Origin of the sequence: Exiguobacterium sp. S22-S28 (genome assembly GCF_043359615.1) — a bacterium.
Lineage (GTDB): Bacteria > Bacillota > Bacilli > Exiguobacteriales > Exiguobacteriaceae > Exiguobacterium_A.
The window spans coordinates 38,870-59,245 of record NZ_JBHFFC010000031.1 but is presented as its reverse complement, the minus strand read 5'-3'; the positions used below and the strand labels follow the sequence as shown (position 1 = coordinate 59,245).

At 48.2% G+C, this 20,376-nt stretch carries 20 protein-coding genes and 1 other annotated feature (1 of these 21 running past the window's edge); of the genes, 8 read left to right on the top strand and 12 right to left on the bottom strand.

The window, feature by feature from the left end:
- Nucleotides 1-36: a binding site (T-box leader), on the top strand (it extends 187 nt beyond the left edge of the window).
- Between the two features lie 56 nt (nucleotides 37-92).
- Nucleotides 93-1,775, top strand: coding sequence for an arginine--tRNA ligase (gene argS / locus ACHA8N_RS14765; protein ID WP_147512051.1), 1,683 nt, complete (start codon nucleotides 93-95; stop codon nucleotides 1,773-1,775).
- Between the two features lie 34 nt (nucleotides 1,776-1,809).
- Nucleotides 1,810-2,415, top strand: coding sequence for a hypothetical protein (locus ACHA8N_RS14760; protein ID WP_147512050.1), 606 nt, complete (start codon nucleotides 1,810-1,812; stop codon nucleotides 2,413-2,415).
- Nucleotides 2,416-2,483: 68 nt separating this feature from the next.
- Here ACHA8N_RS14760 and ACHA8N_RS14755 read toward each other — a convergent pair whose 3' ends face one another.
- From ACHA8N_RS14755 to ACHA8N_RS14745, 3 genes are all read right to left on the bottom strand, one after another.
- On the bottom strand, nucleotides 2,484-3,077 hold the full coding sequence (locus tag ACHA8N_RS14755; RefSeq protein WP_393966161.1) for a metallophosphoesterase family protein: 594 nt from the start codon (nucleotides 3,075-3,077) through the stop codon (nucleotides 2,484-2,486).
- Nucleotides 3,078-3,139: 62 nt separating this feature from the next.
- The gene (locus tag ACHA8N_RS14750; protein ID WP_147512048.1) at nucleotides 3,140-3,553 is read right to left on the bottom strand and encodes a carboxymuconolactone decarboxylase family protein; all 414 of its coding nucleotides are present in this window, start codon (nucleotides 3,551-3,553) and stop codon (nucleotides 3,140-3,142) included.
- 87 nt (nucleotides 3,554-3,640) lie between these two features.
- Complete coding sequence (locus ACHA8N_RS14745) at nucleotides 3,641-4,525, bottom strand: LysR family transcriptional regulator (protein ID WP_147512047.1); 885 nt, start codon at nucleotides 4,523-4,525, stop codon at nucleotides 3,641-3,643.
- A 114-nt stretch (nucleotides 4,526-4,639) separates the two neighbouring features.
- On the opposite strand from ACHA8N_RS14745, the gene ACHA8N_RS14740 reads away from it, so the two are divergent.
- On the top strand, nucleotides 4,640-5,422 hold the full coding sequence (locus ACHA8N_RS14740; RefSeq protein WP_290828159.1) for a 3-hydroxybutyrate dehydrogenase: 783 nt from the start codon (nucleotides 4,640-4,642) through the stop codon (nucleotides 5,420-5,422).
- 56 nt (nucleotides 5,423-5,478) lie between these two features.
- On the opposite strand, the gene ACHA8N_RS14735 is transcribed toward ACHA8N_RS14740, so the two are convergent.
- Complete coding sequence (locus ACHA8N_RS14735; RefSeq protein WP_012371716.1) at nucleotides 5,479-5,973, bottom strand: YajQ family cyclic di-GMP-binding protein; 495 nt, start codon at nucleotides 5,971-5,973, stop codon at nucleotides 5,479-5,481.
- A 161-nt stretch (nucleotides 5,974-6,134) separates the two neighbouring features.
- Between ACHA8N_RS14735 and pulA the strand changes: the two genes are divergently transcribed.
- Nucleotides 6,135-8,147: a type I pullulanase gene (gene pulA / locus ACHA8N_RS14730; RefSeq protein WP_393966160.1), complete on the top strand. Its 2,013-nt coding sequence runs from the start codon at nucleotides 6,135-6,137 to the stop codon at nucleotides 8,145-8,147.
- A gap of 216 nt (nucleotides 8,148-8,363) precedes the next feature.
- The gene (locus ACHA8N_RS14725) at nucleotides 8,364-8,846 is read left to right on the top strand and encodes a hypothetical protein (RefSeq protein ID WP_147512044.1); all 483 of its coding nucleotides are present in this window, start codon (nucleotides 8,364-8,366) and stop codon (nucleotides 8,844-8,846) included.
- Between the two features lie 63 nt (nucleotides 8,847-8,909).
- Here ACHA8N_RS14725 and ACHA8N_RS14720 read toward each other — a convergent pair whose 3' ends face one another.
- Nucleotides 8,910-9,086, bottom strand: coding sequence for a YycC family protein (locus tag ACHA8N_RS14720; protein ID WP_147512043.1), 177 nt, complete (start codon nucleotides 9,084-9,086; stop codon nucleotides 8,910-8,912).
- Nucleotides 9,087-9,201: 115 nt separating this feature from the next.
- Here ACHA8N_RS14720 and ACHA8N_RS14715 point away from each other — a divergent pair, with 115 nt between their 5' ends.
- The 3 genes from ACHA8N_RS14715 (at nucleotide 9,202) to ACHA8N_RS14705 (ending at nucleotide 13,383) form a co-directional block, all read left to right on the top strand.
- Entirely contained in the window at nucleotides 9,202-9,996 is a 795-nt protein-coding gene (locus tag ACHA8N_RS14715) for a hypothetical protein (protein ID WP_393966159.1), read from the top strand.
- Between the two features lie 62 nt (nucleotides 9,997-10,058).
- On the top strand, nucleotides 10,059-12,167 hold the full coding sequence (locus ACHA8N_RS14710; protein ID WP_393966158.1) for an MMPL family transporter: 2,109 nt from the start codon (nucleotides 10,059-10,061) through the stop codon (nucleotides 12,165-12,167).
- Nucleotides 12,168-12,267: 100 nt separating this feature from the next.
- Nucleotides 12,268-13,383, top strand: coding sequence for an NADH-dependent flavin oxidoreductase (locus ACHA8N_RS14705; RefSeq protein WP_026831768.1), 1,116 nt, complete (start codon nucleotides 12,268-12,270; stop codon nucleotides 13,381-13,383).
- A 64-nt stretch (nucleotides 13,384-13,447) separates the two neighbouring features.
- Here the strand turns inward: ACHA8N_RS14705 and ACHA8N_RS14700 are convergent, their stop codons facing one another.
- The 7 genes from ACHA8N_RS14700 to ACHA8N_RS14670 all read right to left on the bottom strand — a co-directional run bounded on the left by ACHA8N_RS14700 (nucleotide 13,448) and on the right by ACHA8N_RS14670 (nucleotide 20,345).
- Complete coding sequence (locus ACHA8N_RS14700) at nucleotides 13,448-14,020, bottom strand: 3'-5' exonuclease (protein ID WP_028105480.1); 573 nt, start codon at nucleotides 14,018-14,020, stop codon at nucleotides 13,448-13,450.
- Between the two features lie 109 nt (nucleotides 14,021-14,129).
- Entirely contained in the window at nucleotides 14,130-15,521 is a 1,392-nt protein-coding gene (locus tag ACHA8N_RS14695) for an MATE family efflux transporter (protein ID WP_393966157.1), read from the bottom strand.
- 166 nt (nucleotides 15,522-15,687) lie between these two features.
- Nucleotides 15,688-16,764, bottom strand: coding sequence for a site-2 protease family protein (locus tag ACHA8N_RS14690; RefSeq protein ID WP_147512039.1), 1,077 nt, complete (start codon nucleotides 16,762-16,764; stop codon nucleotides 15,688-15,690).
- A 78-nt stretch (nucleotides 16,765-16,842) separates the two neighbouring features.
- Nucleotides 16,843-18,108 carry a sensor histidine kinase gene (locus ACHA8N_RS14685; RefSeq protein ID WP_393966156.1) on the bottom strand — a complete coding sequence of 422 codons (1,266 nt, stop codon included), beginning with the start codon at nucleotides 18,106-18,108 and terminating at the stop codon, nucleotides 16,843-16,845.
- Entirely contained in the window at nucleotides 18,105-18,788 is a 684-nt protein-coding gene (locus ACHA8N_RS14680; RefSeq protein ID WP_147512037.1) for a response regulator transcription factor, read from the bottom strand. The genes ACHA8N_RS14685 and ACHA8N_RS14680 overlap by 4 nt, the downstream gene beginning before the upstream one ends.
- A gap of 11 nt (nucleotides 18,789-18,799) precedes the next feature.
- Nucleotides 18,800-19,693 (bottom strand): hypothetical protein, encoded by an 894-nt coding sequence (locus tag ACHA8N_RS14675; RefSeq protein WP_393966155.1) that lies wholly within the window; start codon nucleotides 19,691-19,693, stop codon nucleotides 18,800-18,802.
- Nucleotides 19,694-19,793: 100 nt separating this feature from the next.
- Nucleotides 19,794-20,345 (bottom strand): maltose acetyltransferase domain-containing protein, encoded by a 552-nt coding sequence (locus ACHA8N_RS14670; protein ID WP_393966154.1) that lies wholly within the window; start codon nucleotides 20,343-20,345, stop codon nucleotides 19,794-19,796.
- Nucleotides 20,346-20,376 lie beyond the last annotated feature (31 nt).

The following is a 20,376-nucleotide window of genomic DNA, read 5'->3' as shown; positions in this document are numbered from 1 at the left end:
CAAGAAGAGTGGTACCGCGGTCATTCCGTCTCTTTGCGCGTTGCGCAAAGGGCGTTTTTTATTGGAAAAAATAAACTGTTGGAGGGAATAATATGAGTTATAAGCAACAATATGCGGAAGTATTGCACGGTGTGATCGGTGATGCTTTGTCGCAGCAAGAGATTGAACAACTGATCGAACAACCGAAACATGAGGACCACGGAGATTTAGCCTTCCCTTGTTTCCAACTCGCGAAAGCATTCCGGAAAGCACCGATGATGATTGCGACGGAACTGGCTGAAAAAATCGATAATCCACTTTTTTCAAACGTTCAGGCGGCTGGACCGTATGTTAACGTCTTCTTAAACCGGGAAGTCGTTTCGCGTGAGATCATCAAACGTGTGTTAGACGAACAACAGGCATACGGCTCAAGTGAGCCGACCGGAAAAACGATCGTCACCGACTTCTCATCACCGAACATCGCGAAGCCGTTTTCGATGGGTCACCTCCGTTCAACGGTTATCGGAAACGCATTGAACCAGATTTCACGGAAAAAAGGTTACGAAGTCGTCGGCATCAATCATCTCGGAGACTGGGGTACACAGTTCGGCAAGTTGATGGTTGCTTACAACATGTGGGGCAAGGAAGAAGATGTCCGTGCTGAGCCGATCAAAGAATTACTCAAACTGTACGTTCGTTTCCATGAAGAGGCGGAAGAAAACCCGGGCTTGGAAGATGAAGGTCGTGCTTGGTTCAAAAAACTGGAACAGGGTGACGAGCAGGCGACGGCACTTTGGACATGGTTCCGCGAAGTATCGCTCGTTGAATTCAACCGTGTGTATGAAATGCTGGGTGTCAGCTTCGACAGCTTGAACGGGGAAGCATTCTACAATGACAAGATGCAACACGTCATCGATCTGCTCGAAGAAAAAGAGTTGCTGGTCGAGTCGGAAGGTGCGATGGTCGTCGATCTCGAAGCAGAAGGAATGCCTCCTGCCTTGATCAAGAAAAAAGACGGAGCGACGTTGTATGCGACACGTGATTTGGCGGCTGCCGTGTATCGTCTTGAGACATACGGTTTCGAGCAAGCCTTTTATGTTGTCGGCGGTGAACAAGCGTTGCACTTCAAGCAATTGTTTGCGGTCTTGAAAAAACTTGGCTTTGAAAATGTCGACGGTATGCACCATGTACCGTTTGGTCTGATCATGAAAGACGGCAAAAAGATGTCGACACGTAAAGGCCGGATCGTTCTCTTAGAAGAAGTCCTTCAAGATGCGATCAATGTTGCAAAACAGAACATTGCCGAGAAAAATCCTAACCTGGCGAATGCGGAGCAGACGGCACGTGAAGTCGGTGTCGGTGCAGTCATCTTCCATGATTTGAAAAATGAGCGGATGAACAACATTGAATTTGATCTCGAACAAATGCTGAAGTTTGAAGGAGAAACGGGTCCGTACGTCCAATATACGAATGCACGGGCAAATTCATTATTGCGTAAAGGTGAATACGACGGTTCAGCGTTTGCCGGAAGTGCGGACGATTACTCATGGGGCGTCGTGTCGATGCTGAATCAATTCTCGACCGTGATTGACCGTGCGTTTACACGCCGCGAGCCTTCGATCATCAGCCGGTACGTGCTGGACTTAGCACAAAGTTTCAACAAATATTACGGACAAGTCCGTGTTTTAGAAGACGACGCAGAAAAACAATCTCGCCTTGCACTCGTAAAATCGGTTACGATTGTATTGACGGAAGGATTACGCCTGCTTGGTGTCGGTGCTCCAGAAGAAATGTAATGTAAGTAAATCAGATTAAAGATGGGGTTATTATATGAACAAAGAGACAATGGAACGGTTGCAACACGCTTCTACACAAATGAACGAGGAAGATTTGTCAGCATCAGTTGCCTTCCTTGCAGACTTCCACGGGAAAGTCGCAGCATGGCTTCCGGGAGAATCGGTCGATTTCGTATTGGATTTCGTTACAGCACCCGGAGCGGATCAAATTGCGCCGATCAGCGGTGATGCACTCGAAACAAAAGGAAATTTCGAATTCTTTATGGTGAAAAAACAGACACGTAAAAAATTAGGTGAGCTGTTGGCACTTTGGAAAGCACCACGCACAAAAGAAACATTAAACCAAATCGATGCGATTGGTCTGAAGAAATGGTTGGCACGAAATGAGTTCCGCTCGGAAGATAAGCCGTGGGATTACTTGAACCGCCTGCATATCTTGTTATTCCTCGATCAAATGACGACGGTCATCGATGATCATCAATTGACGACGTTGTATGAGCAACTCGTCCGGAAAACACCGGTGCCGACAAGCTTCGTCCGTCGCCAAGGTGAAGTCCGTCGTGTCGTGAATCAGTTTGCGGATAAAACGGAGTTCACACAAGTCGATTTAGTCCGTGCGTCACTCGTCCGTTACTTGTAAAAACATACGAAAACGCAGAACCCCCCGTCTCCTCACGGTACAGTGAATGGAGGCGGGGGGTTGTTTAGTTAGCGGACCCGATGGAAAGTGATCGTCTCGGCAGTCGTATCATAGAGCATCCACTCACGTTCGACGAGAACGGGTCCGACGTTGATCGCGTAACGTCCACGCTTGATTGAAATCGGGATACCGGGATGGACGACCAATCGTTTTCCATCTTTGAACAATCCCCGAACATGACTGTGTCCAAAAAACAACAGCCGGTCCGAATACTCGGATGTGTCGGGCGTTAAGTCGTAACTCCACTTCAATTGGTCGCCGTGGATGAAGCGTGCAGACGCCAGTTGTTTTGTCCGAGCGGATAAGCGGAGTTGGTCGAGAACACGCGACACTCCGACCGGAATCAAGGAAAACAACCGCTCTTCCTGATTTCCGAGTAAGGTTTCAAAAAAAACCAGCTTCAAAAAATCCGGATCAAGTGTCACGACATGTTCGATTTCTTCAAATACATATCGTTTTGCCCGTTTTTTACCGACATGGCACTCATGGACATCACCGAGTGAAAAAACGACCGCTTGTGGCGCGGTCGTCTGAATGTCTTTTAGGACAGCTCGGGTATCGGACAATGAACTGTGCAAATCCGTGATGAGTGCATACTGCATATGGCATCGCTCCCTTGTACTAAGAGTATACCCTGCGTCGCATGCGGCTCATCCTCTTTTAATTAAGCCGGATCAACGATAACGCCACGTTCGGCAAAAACGACTTTGGCGACTTCGAGTGCATTCAGGACACGTGGGAATCCTGTGTAGGGAACGAGGTGCATGATGGCTTCAACGATCTCGTTGCCTGTTAATCCAGCCGTTAATCCGGTATTGATATGAAGGGCAAGCTGCGGTTCAGTTCCTTGCGTGACAAGGGAAGCAATCGTGACGATCGCCCGGTCGCGGTTAACAAGTCCGTTCCGGCTGTAAACTTCACCGTAAGCAAAATCCGTGATCCATTCACCGACGGCGGGTGCAATGTCTTTTAATGATTCAGCGATTTTTTCGTGAGTCGACTGTGCCGAATTGACATCTGTGAACTCGTTTAATTTTTTAAGTCCAACTTCGTGTCGATTGTTTAGGTGTGTAGCCATGAGTAATAACTTCCTTTCTGTTATGAACGATACAATTTATCTTAAAGGAAGAATAATCATGCTACAAATACATGGTTTTTATACTTGTTATTCATTTTTAGAATAGATCTCTTGGACGAATCGGATCCACTCGCGTGTTACGTAAGACTGATAACGTCCGGTTGGTACGGCGACACCGAGTTTCCAAGGCACCCGGGTGTCGAGCGGTATCGTCTTAACACCTTTGATGGTCATCTGTTGGGCCAAAGAACGCGGAAGAACGGTTACGGCATTACCTTCAGCGACCAGTAAACATAGAAAGTCCCACTGTGAACTGACATGGGTGACGGTCGGTTGGAAACCGGCTGTTCCACAGGCTTGTAACACGACGTCATGAAGTGAGAAGGTTTCATTAAAAAGAACAAAAGGCAGGTCAGCGACTTCTTCCAAGGCAATTGAAGACCGGTCAGCGAACGGATGATGTTCCGGTAAAAACAGATGTAATTCTTCTTCAATGAAAGGATAAACCGTTAAATGTTCATCGGCCGGAAAGACCGTCGCAATCAAATCAACTTCGCCGGCAACGACAGCCTTTTCAAGTGCGTGCCCACCGGCTTCCGTGATTTCCATCGTAATCATCGGGTACCGTTCACGGAACAGACGAAGCAGACGCGGGAAAAACAAGGAACCAATCAGAGGTGGGATACCGATTCGGATCGTTCCCTTCGTCAAATGCATGACGTCGTAGAGATGAGACGGCAGATCGGCAAGTTGATTTAATATTTTTTCGCCTTCTGCAAGCAATGTTTCACCGGCATCCGTTAAGACGATCTGCCGTTTGCTTCGATCAAATAGTTCGATCTCAAGTTCTTCCTCCAAATGACGGACCATTTTACTGAGTGTCGGTTGCGTGACATGGAGATGATCGGCAGCCCGGGTGAAGCTTTTGAAGCGGGCGACTTCCGTAAAATATTCCAATTGACGAAAATCCATCTGATTCACTCCTATTCCTTTTTGTTATATCTATCATAACAAGTATTCATTTTTATTATTCATTGTCTAAGCGTACAGTAAAAGAAACAAACGAGTAAAGAGGAGTAGATGAAGATGAAACAATTGGAAGGAAAAGTCGCATTGATCACTGGAGCAGCAAGTGGGATCGGTCTTGAAATCGCGGAAGAGTTTGCCCAAGAAGGTGCGAAAGTCGTCATCGTTGATTTGCAGGAAAATGCGGCAAAACAAGCAGCGGAAACACTTCAAAGTAAAGGATTTGAAGCTTTTGCAGTGGCGGGGGACGTCACGAGTGAAGCAGCCATCCAGTCAAGTATCGAGCAGACGATGAGTCATTATGGACGAATCGATATCGTCATCAACAACGCCGGTATGCAACACGTCTCACCCATTGAAGAGTTCTCGACTGAAAAATTCGATTTACTCCAAAGCATCATGTTACGAGCACCGTTCCTGTATACAAAATATGTTTTCCCAATCATGAAAAAACAAGGTTTCGGCCGTATTTTAAACATGTCGTCGATCAACGGATTGATCGGATTTGCCGGGAAAGCTGCATACAACAGTGCGAAACACGGTGTCATCGGTTTGACGAAAGTCGCGGCTCTGGAAGGGGCGACGTCCGGTATTACCGTCAATGCAATTTGCCCGGGCTATGTGGATACACCGCTCGTCCAAAAACAGTTGTCTTCGCTTGCCGAAACACGGAATGTACCACTCGACCGGGTACTCGAAGAAGTCATCTATCCATTAGTACCGCAACATCGTTTGCTTCAAGTCAAAGAGATTGCCGACTACGCCATTTTCCTCGCGAGTGACAAAGCAGCCGGTGTAACCGGACAAGCAGTTGTACTCGATGGCGGCTATACCGCTCAATAATAAGTAGGAATGAAAAAAATCCCTTACTCCGGTCGGAGAAAGGGATTTTTTTGTGCTTAACGGAAATTGATGAACTGAACGTCGACGGATAGTGGCAACTCACGCACGATTTGCATGACTTGTTGCAAGTCATCGCGCGATTTTCCCGTGACCCGGATTTGATCGTCTTGAATCTGCGTCTTCACTTTGAGTTTGGATTCTTTGACCGCATTGTTGATTTTTTTAGCATCATCACGGTCGATTCCGCTTTTCAGAATGACACGTTGACGGACCGTGTTTCCGGCTGCCTGCTCGACTTTTTCATACTGTAGGTTTTTCGTCGGGACTTCCCGCTTAATCAGTTTAGCGGTCAGGACGTCTTTGACTTGATCGAGTTTAAAATCGTCATCTGAGATCAGAATCAAGTCTTCTTTCTCCAATTTCATGTCGCTCTTAGAACCTTTGAAATCAAAGCGGTTCGTGATTTCCTTTAAAGCGACCTGCATCGCATTTTTGACTTCCTCGATGTTGATCTGTGACACGATGTCGAATGAATTATCTTTTGCTGCCATGTAAATCTCCCCTTTCGTTCCACAATCATTTTAGCATATTTGTCCGTAAATGCTTTGACTTCGGATTGAAGTTTTGGGAAAAGAAAAACGAAGACAGACAGTCGAATCGTTCATCTGTTTAAAATTTTGTTATAATGAAAACCATGAAATGAAAGGGGTGCATGGCTTTGAAACAAACAGCAGATATGTTGACGCTCACACCAGAGGAACTGGACGAGCGGTATGCTTATAGAGGATCGGATTTAGGAGCGACGTTTGATGAACGGACGATACGCGTCCGCTTGTGGGCACCGACCGCAGAACGTGTTGTCATTCGATTGTATCGGACCTTGCGCGCAAGAAAAGTCGAAGAACTCGAATTGATGTCAGATCAACAGGGGACTTTCCTTGTCGAACTCGATCGTGCTGTGTATGAAGGTTACTTTTATACGTTTCAAGCCAGCATCAACGGACAAAAGGTCGAAGCAGTGGATCCCTATGCGAAAGCAGTCGGAACGAACGGCAAGCGGGGAGCCTTAATCGATCCGTCCGCCATTCAACCGGATCGTTGGATTGAAGAACGTCCACTGTTCCATTCGTCACAAGAGGCAGTCATTTATGAGTTACATGTACGCGACGCGACGAGCCATCCGGCGAGTGGGGTCATTGAACGGGGGACTTTCCGTGGATTGACGGAAGCAGGGACACGAACACCGACCGGAGGGTTGACAGGACTTGATTATTTGACGGATCTTGGGGTGACACATGTTCAACTGCTCCCGATCTATGATTTTGGTTCAGTCAATGAGGCGGCACCGAATGATCCGGATAATTACAACTGGGGATATGATCCCGTCAATTATTTTGCGCCGGAAGGTTCGTATGCATCGAATCCGGATGACCCGGCAGCGCGGATTCGGGAATTAAAAGCCTTGATTCAAGCGTTACATGATCGGGGCATCCGTGTGGTGATGGACGTCGTCTTTAACCATGTCTATGACGCGGAAACAGCACCACTCGGACAATTCGTTCCGGGCTACTTTTACCGGCAGGAGGCAGACGGGACACTCTCAAACGGTAGTTTTTGTGGAAACGATACAGCATCAGAACGCTTCATGATGCGTAAATTCATTCTTGATTGCGTAACATACTGGGCAAAAGAGTATCATCTGGACGGATTCCGGTTCGATTTGATGGGATTACATGATGTCGAAACGATGAACCAAGTCCGTCATGCACTTGACCGGATTGATCCATCCATCTTGATCATCGGTGAAGGGTGGGATCTCGATACGCCACTGGCGGTCGATCAAAAAGCCAACTACTTTAATGTGCCGCAGATGCCGGGAATCGCCCACTTTAACAACGGATTGCGCGATGGTCTGAAAGGCGATGTTCAGACGCCGGCTGACCGAGGATTCGTCAGCGGAGCTTTTGATCGGACGAACGAAGTCAAACGCGGAATTGCCGGGAACGTCTCTTCTCAAGGATTTGCGGATGAACCGAATCAAGTCGTTTCTTATGTCGAAGCACATGATGATTTGACGATTTGGGACAAATTGTCCGTGTCACGACCGGAAGATACGGATGAAATCCGGCGGAAGCGACAAATGTTGGCCAATGCGATTATTTTGACCGGACAAGGCATTCCGTTTTTGCATGCGGGTCAAGAATTTTTCCGGACGAAAAACGGCATCCGTGATAGTTTTGACGCCGGAGAGGTCGTGAATCGACTGGATTATGAGCGGGCAGAAGAATTCCGTTTCGGCGTCGAGTATGTCAAAGGATTGATTGCTTTGCGCCGTCAGTATCCAATGTTCCGTCTCGAAAACACAGCAATGATCCGGAAACATCTCCGCTTCCTGGAAGAAGGAGAAGGAATCATCGCCTATGAACTAAAGCGGACGTATGAAGGATATGTTGAACGGCAGCGGATCTATCACAATGCGACGGAACAGGATGTGACAATCGAATTACCGGGCAGTGAGTTTGAAATTCTTGTCGAAGAAGGGGTCGTAAAAATCCATGCCCCTCGTCTGCATGAAGAAAAACAGCTGGTCGTTAAAGCATTATCGACGACAGTCATTGCAGAACGAAAAGCAGATTATAAAAAATATGCTGTGGCAGGCGGTGCCGCGCTGACTATTCTTGGTTTGCTGTATGCTGCAAACAAAAAACGTAAGCAGAACAAATGATGAGTTTCATCTAACAGGACACACAGAAAAATCGGAGTTCACGGATGTGGACTGCGATTTTTTTTGTGTGTCCTGACTGTCGACAACGTGACAGTCGTGTTGCAGTGTCATCGGAATGACTTGATGATTTTTTAGTTTTGCTGTTTCAATTCAATGCTTTTGGGAACATACTATAAGTAGTATTTAGAGTGCTGGTTTTTTGAAAGGATGTTTTACATGTTTGGCTTCAATGATATCTGGAAATTCTTCTTTTCGTTCTTTTTGTTGTTACCGGTCGTTACGTTAATTCATGAGATGGGTCATTACTTTTTTGCGCGTCTGTTTGGCGGCAATATGGAAATCAATATCGGATCGGGAAAATCGTTGTTACGCGTTGGTCCGATTCGTTTAAACCGCGTCTATTTCTGGGACGGTTGGTGTCAGTATGAGGCACTTCGTCATGAAAATAAATTTACGAACATCACGGTCTACGCCGGTGGAGCCATCTTTAATCTGGCGAGCATCTTGATTGTGAACGGTTTGATTTATGCAGGCGTTTTTGAAACTTCAATTTTTACGTATCAATTCGCTTATTTCTCGTTCTACTTCATTTTCTTCTCCTTATTTCCGATCGATCATCCGAACGGTTATCCGAGTGATGGAAAAGCCATCGTGAATGTCTTTCGTTACGGAAAGTCCGAATACAATCCACAAGCTTGACTATATGTAGAAAAATGCCCTTCCTCCAAAGCAATCAGCGCAAGAGAGAAGGGCATCTTTTCATTATTTGTCTTGTGAAGATGTATCCTCTGCAGATGAAGACTTGGATTGTTCGCTTTCTAACTCAACTAGTTTTTGAATTAAAATATGCCGTGGCATGTGCATTAACTGTTCGAGTGGCACATTGAGACGTTTCGAAAGTTCAACAGCTGTATCAGCAGACAGTTGTAAGGGTTTCATGGCTTGCATACCTCCTTTTTGTTTAGTTCCAGTATACAGGACGTGCTGCATGAGCGCATCGACAGTAGCTAGAAATGACGAAGGTTGATACCGTAGGAAGTAGGAAGTGATGCATATGTATAAACCAGCCGCTGAGCTGTTACTCCATGAATCTGTTTCACTGTTCGATCGATTCGGTGATGATCTGATTTTATATCGGGATCACAGCGGATTTACGAAATGTGATTTGGATTTAAGAATACGATGGGAAACAGCATGTGCGTATATTCCGTTTACTTGGTACTTTGAGCCGGACGGACACCGTGTGTTCATCGTTTTTGAAAAAACCTCGATTTTTGGATTACTTGATTTGACCGACGGACGTCTTCAGTATATGAACCGCCCCACCCTTTTTGCGGATGCATGGTTCAGTAACCTTTATGAATGGCAAGACAATCGGATCTTCATGTATTCAGCGGAGACCGATGTCGTTTGCTATGATTTTGAAAAACAAGCAGGGACTTTTTCTGATTATGACGAAGCTCCTTTATTAGGACGTCTGATTGAACGGGGCTATCACCCGCAGTACGCATTTGAACGGCTTCTGGCGCCGGCGACCATGATTTCCTATGATGTAACACAGTCCCGTTATGTCATTTGGGATGCGTTGACGGAACATGAACAATTGATTCCGTTTTCCGAGTATGACGATTATTTGCTAGTCGACAGCCGGCAACATCTGTTTTCAATTACAGATGCCAACCGATTTTATCTCTACGAAAAAGACCAACTGAAATTCAAATTTGACGGGTGCCAGTCGTCCGTCCTGTTAAAGACGGTTTTACTGGATGAAGCGGCACAGCGTCTTGCCATCGTGTCGACATCTTCAAATTTCGGAAATACGTGGCTCCAAATTTTTCGAAAAACGTAAACACATCCTTTGTCTTAGCAGGCGAAGGATGTGTTTCTTGTATACAGGGGGGGAGATGACAGATGGAACGTTTTGGTCAATACGTCGTCCGTTTTCGAAAAGGTATCAGTATTATTTGGGTGATCCTATTGCTTGTGCTTGGTTATTTTGCGGTGCAGCTCCCGGATCAGCTCAAAGGAAACGGATTTACCCGAGACGGAGAGTTTCAACAAGTCGAACGCACGTTGGAACAAGAATTTAAGCAGGATCCACATCAAATCATCGTCTTGTTTGAAGGAGAAAAGGAAGATATCCGGCAGGAGATGGAACGCCACGCGACCGCTTTCCGGACCATTAAAGGAGTAGGACAGGTCGTCGGCGTACAGGAAAATCCGGAAGCCTTAAAAGGCGATAAAGGATATATTTCAATCGGGATACCAAATATTGAACCTTCTTGGGTGGAGGCGGTCCGGGAAAAGCTGGATCCGCAAGACGGGAATACGATTCGGCTGACAGGAGAACCGTTAATCGTCGATGATTTGAATACAGCGTCGAAAAATGACTTGGTCCGGGCAGAATTGATCGGTGTACCGGCAGCATTACTTGTTTTATTTCTCGTGTTTGGAACCCCGCTCGCGGCTGTTCTACCACTCGTCATGGGACTCGTCACGTTCATCTTCGGGGCCGGGACATTGTATTTCATTGCCGATCAACAAGAATTATCGATTTTTGTCTTGAATGCCGTGGCGATGATTTCACTCGCCCTCGGAATCGATTTTTCCTTGTTGTACGTCAATCGTTTCCGGGAAGAACGAACAGCCGGACGGTCAATTACAGCAGCTGCGGAAGTATCGGTGGCGACAGCCGGACGATCGATTTTATTTTCTGGGATTTGTGTGTTTGTCGGATTGGCGGGTCTGCTCGTCATTGATGTGGATGTGTTTCAAGCGGTCGCAATCGGCACATTAGTCTCAGTGCTGGGAGCAGTCATCAGCGCCGTCACGTTGCTCCCGGCCCTGCTGGCACTGCTGGGTGGCAGTCTCGAAAAAGGGCGGATTTTTAAGGCAGACTCAGAGCAGGGTGAAGTCCGGTGGCGCAAGCTGGCACGTTTTGTCATGAAGCGTCCCGTTGCCATCACGTTATTTTCTTTGCTGTTGCTGTTGCCGTGTTTACTTCCGCTGCGCGATTTGGAACTGAACATTCCGCAAGCAAGCGCTTTGCCGGAGGATTATGAATCACGTCTCGCCTTTGAAGCGTGGGAAAAAACCTTCGGCGACGATGGTACCGATGCCGTCGTCTTGCTGAAAGCTGATTTTCAGACGGAACAGGGTGTTGAGAAACTGGAGGCATTGACGACACGCCTCGAAGCGGACGAAGGAGTCCGAGGAGTGGTTTCCGCAAGCTCGCTCGCTGAAGCGAACAAACTCGATATCACGCAGGTCGCGGCAACGGAGCAGGGGAAACAACAACTGGCCTCCCTGATCGCGTTTGAGAATGGGATTGCCCGGTTGAATGTGAATTTGACCGGGGATCCCGGCGATAAGGTGTCACAAGAATGGGTCCGTGAAATCCGGGAGCAGGGATATCAAGTCGGAGGACCTGCTGCGTTTAACCAGGAAATCTATGATGAAATCTACTCGAAAATGCCGCTTGCGTTAGGTCTTGTCTTACTGGCGACGTTTATTATCCTGTTATTTGCCTTCCAGTCGATCTTGATTCCGATCAAAGCCATCCTGATGAACCTGCTCAGCCTTGGCGCAACGTTTGGTCTGCTTGTCATTTTATTTGAATCGGGCTGGGTCTTTCCGGCGGAGACGATCGGCATCTTAACACCGGTCTTCATTTTCTCGCTCGTATTTGGATTGTCGATGGATTACGAAGTGTTCCTCGTCTCACGGATGGAAGAATACTACGATGAGACCGGAGATAATGATCTTGCGACGGAAATGGGACTGGCGAAGACCAGTAAAATCATCACCTCAGCCGCTCTAATCATGATTGTCGTCACCGGGGCGTTTGCTTTTACAGGAGTCAGTCCAATTAAACAACTCGGCGTCGGAATTGCCTTGGCGATTTTCATTGATGCGACCATCGTCCGGATGTTCCTCGTTCCGGCACTGATGAAGCTGTTCGGACATTGGAACTGGTGGTGGCCGGGCGGGCGGCGCAAACGGAAATACCGGATTGGATAAGCGGTCAGAACATCAGTGAAGCACATCATTAGTCATTTAAAGCAGAGCGGGCGTATACTGACGATATTCAAGTTAAGATTTCAGAGGAGGATATGCTTCAATGGCTAATGAAAAGATGTTTGATACGTTTACACTTCCAAACGGAGTAACATTAAAAAACCGGATTATGATGGCGCCGATGACAAATTACGCGGCAGAAGAAAACGGTGAAGTGTCGGAAGCAGAACTTGCTTATTACGCAGAACGGTCGGGTGGTGTTGGTGCAGTCATCACAGCCTGTGCCAACGTCACAGCTGACGGGCAAGGATTCCCGAATGAATTCGGAGCAGAGCGCGACGAATTGGTACCGAGCTTAAAACGTCTTGCGACAACGATTCAAGATCAAGGTGCAAAAGCGATTCTACAAATTTTCCATGCGGGTCGTATGGCACCGCCGGAACTCGTCGGCGGACAAACCGTCAGTGCGAGTGCAGTAGCTCCGGAACGTGAAGGTGCCATGACACCACGCGCTCTCGAGGCAGAAGAAGTGGACGCAATCATCGAGGCGTTTGGTCAAGCAACACGCCGGGCGATGGAAGCTGGATTTGACGGAGTAGAGATTCACGGTGCGAACACGTACTTAATTCAACAGTTCGTCTCGCCGCACTCAAACCGTCGCGATGATAAATGGGGCGGCAGTCTCGAAAAACGTTTGGCATTCCCGCTTGCGGTCGTTGATGCGGTCGAAGCAGTCGCAAAACAAGACCCGTCGTTCATCGTCGGTTACCGCTTCTCACCGGAAGAAGTCGAAAACCCGGGAATCACTCTCGATGATACGATGCAACTTGTCGACGCTCTTGCGAAAAAAGACCTCGACTACTTGCACGTTTCCGTCATGGACTTCTTTGCAGGATCGATTCGTGATCAAAACGAAACACGTTCGCCGATCAGTTTGGTGCAAGAACGTGTTGGACAACACGTTCCGGTCATCGGTGTCGGATCACTCCACACACCGGAAGAAGTCGAGCGTTCGCTTGAAGTGGTTCCACTCGTCGCGCTTGGTCGTGAACTGATCATGGAACCAAAATGGGTCGAAAAAGTTGAAGCAGGCGATACGGCTTCGATTCGGACTGAACTTGATCCGTCGGCACAAGCAGAACTTGTTGTACCGGATGCTTTATGGCAAGGAATCACAAGCCGTCCGGGCTGGTTCCCAATCAAACAAACAACGAAATAAGCAACAAACAGATAGAAAAGGAGCGGCTCACATTCTGAGCTGCTCCTTTTTCATATGAAGGGAGTTAATAAGCGACTTCACCCATCCGGACACCACAAAAACGGTGCAGTTCGACCGGATGTTCGATGTTCGTCCGGTCCAACATATCCTGCAGCAACAAGGCACAGATATAGGCATCTTCTTTCGCATCGTGGTGTTTAAAGGAAACCCCCAAAAATTCTGCCATCGTATTTAACTTGTGGTTCGGCAACCAGGGGTAGAGTTTACGTGACAACTTGACCGTACAGCCATACTGAAAAGACGGCATTTGATACAAATCATATTTTTGAATCGCTTTTTGAAGTGCGCCCATATCGAAAGAAGCGTTGTGCGCGACAATGAGTTCCGCGTTTTCAATCAGCTCGAATAAGCCGTGTGTTGCCATCGCTTCGGGTAGCGCCGGCGCATCCCAGACGTCGCTCGGACGAATGCCGTGGACACGAATGTTGCCGGCATCAAAGTCTTCCTCCGGATTGATCAAAACTTGTTGGCTTGTGATGACTTTCCCCTCAGATAAAACCGACCATCCGAAGGCACAGATGCTGCGACTGTTCCGGTTGGCTGTTTCAAAATCAATCGCCAGTGTGTAAGGTGACATATCAGCACTCCTTTTTTTAACAGCATACCGTATTTTGATTTAGAATACATGTTCGTCTTTTCTTTTCATGAAAAAAGCCCGTCTGCCGAGCGGCAGGACGGACTATCGATTATTTGGCCTGTGCAGCTTTTGTTTCCGGTTCGGCGTACTCATTGGGTTTGAAGAGCATGATCCGGTCCCGGTAGGCAAAGACGACGGCTGTCAAGACGGCCATCAAATCGGCGATCGGGAAGGCGAACCAGACCCCTTGCACCCCGAAGAAAATCGGTAAAATCAGGACGAGTGGAATCGTATACAACGTTTGTCTGGACAAAGACAGGAACAAGGCGATCCGTGCCTTTGCCAGTGATTGATACATCCCGTTGATGATCATCTGAACGCCGTAGACAAATGAGATCGCAAACAGAATCCGCATCGCCGTGGAACCATCATCCAGTAAGGTGGCATCTTCGGTAAACATCCCGACCCAGAAACGAGGGAACAGTTGAATCAACAGCCAAAGCGTGATGGATAACGTCAAACCATAACGAATCGCCAGTTTGATGGCTTGCGACATCCGGTCAAACTGTTTTGAACCGAAATTGTAGCCGACAATCGGTTGCATCCCTTGGACGATTCCCATGATCGGCATCCCGACGAGCGCCATGAATTTGTTGATGACGGCAAATGTCGCCAGTTCCGTCGTCCCACCGTACCGGACGAGCATGTGGTTGACGGTAATGAACAAAACGGATTGTGAGACTTGCATGATGAAGGAGGAAGATCCGATTTGTCCCATCCGAACAACGAGTTTCGGATCAAAGCGGAACGCTTCCCGATTAAGTACTAAACTCGTTTTTTTGGCTTTCGTAAAAAAGAATCGGAAAATCAGGATTGAACCGACGATTTGAGCGACGACCGTTCCGAGTGCCGCTCCTTGAATTCCCCAGTCGAGTCCGAAAATGAACAACGGGGTTAAGACAATGTTGATCGCGACCGTCGTCAGCATGACACGCATCTGGTAGCTTGCACGGCCTTCCGCCCGCAACATGGCGCTCGAGGCCATCGTCAGCATGAAGAACGGGGAGCCGAGCAGCAGGACACGTAAGAAATCAATACTGTACGGCATGATTTCCGGTGTCGCCCCGAATACGCGCAACAACGGTTCAACAAAGATGAACGCTGCCACGATGGCGAGCATACTGACAACAAAGACGACCATTAAAACATTCGCATACGCCCGACTGGCCCCGGCTAGATTTTTTTGACCGAGTCGTTGGGAAGCAATTGCTGCCCCGCCGATCCCAACGGAGTTGGAGATTGCCATCAAGACGAGCTGGACGGGAAACGCGATTCCGACGGCAGCAACAGCCGCCGTCCCGATGCCTTGCGCAACAAAAATCGTGTCGACGATATTGTAAAGCGCAGTCACGAGCATACCGATCATTGCCGGGAGCGACAGACCGATCAGGAGTTTATTGATGGGTGCTTCTCCCAATCGAGCCGTATTTTTATTCATCATCAGGAGAGCCTCCTTTTTTTAAAACAGGTAGATTGATTTTCATTCAGATTAGTCGCTTCGACAACCGGATGCAAGCAATCGAATCAGGCAATGTGCAAAATGAGATGTTCTCATCGAAAAAGGCATCCCGCACGTGAACAGCGGAATGCCTTTTTTTGCTTATCGATTAAGACGGAGTCGGAAGATATCCTTTAGAGTATTCGAAGGCGATAAAGAGAATCGCACCAAGTGCCAAGTAGGCAAACAATGTAATCGTCTGTTGTTTTTTCGGCATCTGATGATACTCGACCGACTTTTCCGCTTCGATCAACGGTTCGATCCGCTGGTCCAACCGACGTAACAACGCATCATAGTCATTGGCGGAGTCATATTGATAACGCAACATGTCGTCCGCATCTTTTTTTGCATCTTCGGGACTGGCACTGCGTAAATCTTGGAGATCTTGGCGGAGTGACCAGGCGATTGGATCATACGTCGCAACCGGCGTGTCGTCGGCTTCGTCGCTTGTCGATATAACGGTCTCCGTGGCCGACAACTGCTCCTGCTCGAGTTTGGCCTGAAGCACACGGCTGCGGGCTGCCCGGTAAAACATCAGGACGGATTTATTGTCCTCGTATTGTTTTGCGAACCGGTATCGTTTCCAAACGGCACTGCCGCCGAGGAACGCGATTAATAACAAAATGATGCTGAAATGCGTGATGCCGTATGCAATCAAGGCAGCAAGACCAGCGACCCAGACGACAATCGGCAGACCGGCTAAAATCCGTCCGCCGTCAAGCGGACTGACCGGCAGCAAGTTGAACAGATTCAACAAAGCACCCAAGTGGAAAATGACGAGCCAAAAATCATTTCCGGTCACGGCGTATCCAATCAAAAGCGGGATGAGGGAGAATAGTCCGGCGAGCGGACCCCCGTAAGCTAAAATCGCTTCTTGTTTCGGCGTCCGGAATGTATCCTTAATCCCGATGACAGCCCCCATGAACGGAACAAAAATCGCCGGCCCCGTTTTGAAACCAAGCCGTTTGGCAGCCGCTAAATGCCCCATCTCATGAATGAACAAAAGGTAGAGCAAACCGACGCCAAACCAGACACCAAAAATTTGCGCATAAAACAATAACGAAATGCCGAACGAGATTAACGTCCCGCCGAATTTAGAGAACTTCAAGAGAGCGAGCACGACTTTACCTTTTGAGAGCAAAAATGCTCCGGCGACGGCTAAGCCTCCCCAACGTTTTTTATCCATCGTTCATAACCTTCCTTCATCATCTGACTACTGTCTCTAGTGTACGCTAAAAGACGATGGAAAGTTTCATTTCAGGTGTCAGCCGAATGTGATGAAAAAGCAACTTCCGCCACCGGGACGGGCTTCACTGCCGACGGACAGATGATGATGTTCCGCCAATGCAGCAGCGATGGAAAGACCCAGCCCGCTGCCGGACCGATCGCGTGCTTCGTCAAGCCGGTAAAACCGATCGAACAGACGGGCGCGCTGCTCCGCCGATAAGCTGGTTCCACGATCAAGAACTTCGAGTCGGTCCGGTCGAAGACGGATTTCCGGATCTTTCGCGTATTTGATCGCATTATCGATGAAAATCGTCAAGATCCGGACAAGTGCTTCATGATTCGCTGTGACGGTACCGGTGGCATCCACCGGAATAAGGACATCGTAAGCATGGTGCATCCGGTCCGCAACTTCTGTCCCGAGCTGCTTCAAGTCGACCGTTTCCGTCGTCGTCTCGCCATATCCGAGACGGGATAACTCGAGCATCGGTTCAATCAGTCCACTCCGCATCGTATGCGTTTCGTTCAGGATATTACTGATGGATTCTTCGAGGACATCAGGATTCGTCTTGCCCCAACGTTTCAACAGTTTCGCATACCCTTCGATGACGGTCAGCGGCGTCTTCATCTCATGCGAGACATCGGCGACGAACTGTCGTTGCTGTTCCATTGTTTGATCAACCCGTCCGATCATCCGGTTAAAGACTTTTCCGAGCTGGCCGATCTCGTCATTTTGTTGTTCCGGAACGGTCTCAAGTGTGCCGGAGTCGGAAATCCGTTCCATCGTCTGACCAAGCTGGCGAAGGGGACGTAACGTCTGATAGGCGATGAAGAAACTGCTGAGAAAGGCAATGATGACTGCGACGAGCAAAACGATTGAGAAGGCAAAAATCAAGGTTGAAATCGTATCATCAACCGTATCATCTTCAAATAGATACGCTTGATCTTGGTGGACAACACCAAACCAATTACCGGATTTAAACGGTTCGTCTCTTGTCGTTGGAATGCCCGGGAGATCGCGTGCCCGGACATCGCCGTTGACGCTGGCGGAATCATCATCTTCTTCATCGTTCGCGATGACCCAGCGTCCGTCGTCACGAGACAAGACGACGGAATCTTCATGCAACGTCAACAAGGCGCGAGTCGAGGAATCATCTTCCATCAGTTCTTCTGCTTGCTCGAGCTGTGTGAAACGGGATTCAATCAAATGATCACGTACGGTATAGGTGACGACTAAAAAGGATAAGAGTAATAAAAGTGTCGTAAACAACGTCACCGATAACGCCAATTTTGTCCGTAACTTCATCCCTTCTCCTCCCTTAAGACATAACCGATCCCACGAACCGTCTGGATCAAAGGCGATTGACTACGATCGATTTTTTTACGTAAATACCGAATGTAGACGTCGACAATGTTCGTTTCGCCGAAATAGTCATATCCCCAGACCCGGTTCAGAATTTGTTCGCGCGTCAGAACGTGTTCCTTGTTCTCCATCAAGTAGGATAACAAATCGAATTCGCGTGGCGTCAAATCAAGCGGGACGTCGTTGCGAAACGCTTCATGCCGGTCCAAATCCAGTAAGACATCGGCATAATGAAGCCGATTGGTTTCGACGGTGGCACGTGTCGTCAAGCGGAGTAAGGCCCGGATACGTGCCAACAATTCTTCGATTTCAAACGGCTTCGTCACATAATCATTGGCGCCGAGATCAAGCCCTGCGACCTTGTCATAGACTTCGCCTCGTGCCGTCAATAAGATGACGGGAACCGGATCACCTTTTCCGCGAAGCCGCCGAAGCACCTCGAAGCCGCTGAGCTCCGGCATCATCACGTCGAGTAAGACGAGATCGATGTCGTTCTCAGCAGCTACTAAGCCATCTTTACCGTTGAAGGCGACCTGCGTCGCGTATCCAGCGTGGTTTAATTCCAGTTCAAGTAGGCGGGCGATTTTCGAATCGTCCTCGACGATTAAGATGGTCGGTGCCATAGAGTTCCTCCTTACGACTGTTCGTCGATTTCTGTCACTTGCTTCGATCCGTTCAACTCAAGTTCGACTTGTGAACCAACCTGTACATCATTATCCTGTTCCATGTTTTGCGCCCGTTCAAACGTTACGTTTTTACCGTTTTGTTTAATGACGACTTCTGTGTCCGTCACACGGACCAATGCACCACGGATGTCTTGATCTTCCGTTGCATCGTCTTCTTGACGGTCATCGTTCCGGTCGTCCCGATCATCCGCATCTTCCCGGTCGAGTTCCCGGACGAGACCAGCTGCTGTCAGTTCAAGTTTGACGCTGTCGCCGGCTTGCGCTTGGTCGATCTCTGCGCGCTCGATGAAGCGGTACGTTTGATCCGAACCATTCTGAGTCAAAATGATTTGTGAATTGGACAGTTCTTTGACGACACCGGTGACTTCATTGCGGTCATCGTCGGATGAATCGTCATCTCGACCATCCCGATCATCTTCACGTTCGAGTTCCCGGACAAGACCATCTTGCGTGAAATCAAGTGTAATCCAATCACCTGCCTGAGCCGGTTCGATGTAAGCTGCTGAGGCAAACGAATACGATTGATCCGAACCATTTTGTGTGAGTGTCACCGATGTGTCGGATATTTCTTTTAACGTTCCTTCCATTTCTTGATCGTCATCCCGAAATGCACTCGGAAGCGATTGCTTGACGTTACTTGAAACTTTTGTCGAAGCCGCTTCGACTTTTTGTTCAACTTGTTCTGAAGTCGTGACCGTTGAATTGACGAGAGAATGTCCCGGACCGGTGAAAAGTAAGAAGGCGCCGGCCCCCGTCAAAACGGTTCCTGTGATGGCGATTGAAGTGAGACCGCGTTTTACAAAATTCTTTTTTGGCTTATCCGTACGTTTTTCGTTTGTCATAATGATTTCCTCCTCAGTAGTGGTAGCTGCTTTTCTTATTCTTAGAATAGCGCCCGCAAGTGAGAGGAGACTGAGGATTAGATTAAAATTTGATGAGAAATCAAATCGGTTTGATGAAACGGGCCGGATTCCCGCCGACGACAGTGTTTGGGGCGACATCTTTGACGACGACACTTCCGGCCGCGATGACGGCATTGTCCCCGATTGTCACACCCGGAGTGATGACGGCACGTCCACCGATCCAGACGTTGTCCCCGATGACAACCGGTTTCCCGAATTCATAACCGCTGTTGCGTTCGACGGGATCTAACGGATGCGTCGCTGTATAAATGTGGACGCCCGGAGCGAGCATACAGTTGTCGCCGATTGTAATCGGACAAATGTCGAGCAACACACAATCGTAATTGGCATAAAACCGGGCACCAAGCATGATGTTGTAGCCATAATCACATTTAAAAGACGGTTCGATGTAAAAATCCGTTTGTTCGGTCCGTAAAAGTTGCTGCAGGAGAGATTTTCGGGCAGGCAGCTCTTCGATGCTGAGTTGGTTGAATTGATGACAAAGCATCTGCGCCCGTTTTCGGTCTGCCACGAGCTCCGCATCCCCGGCTAAATACAACTGACCTTGAATCATCTTTTCTTTTTCTGTCACATGAATCATCTCCTAAGGGTATGTATATCTT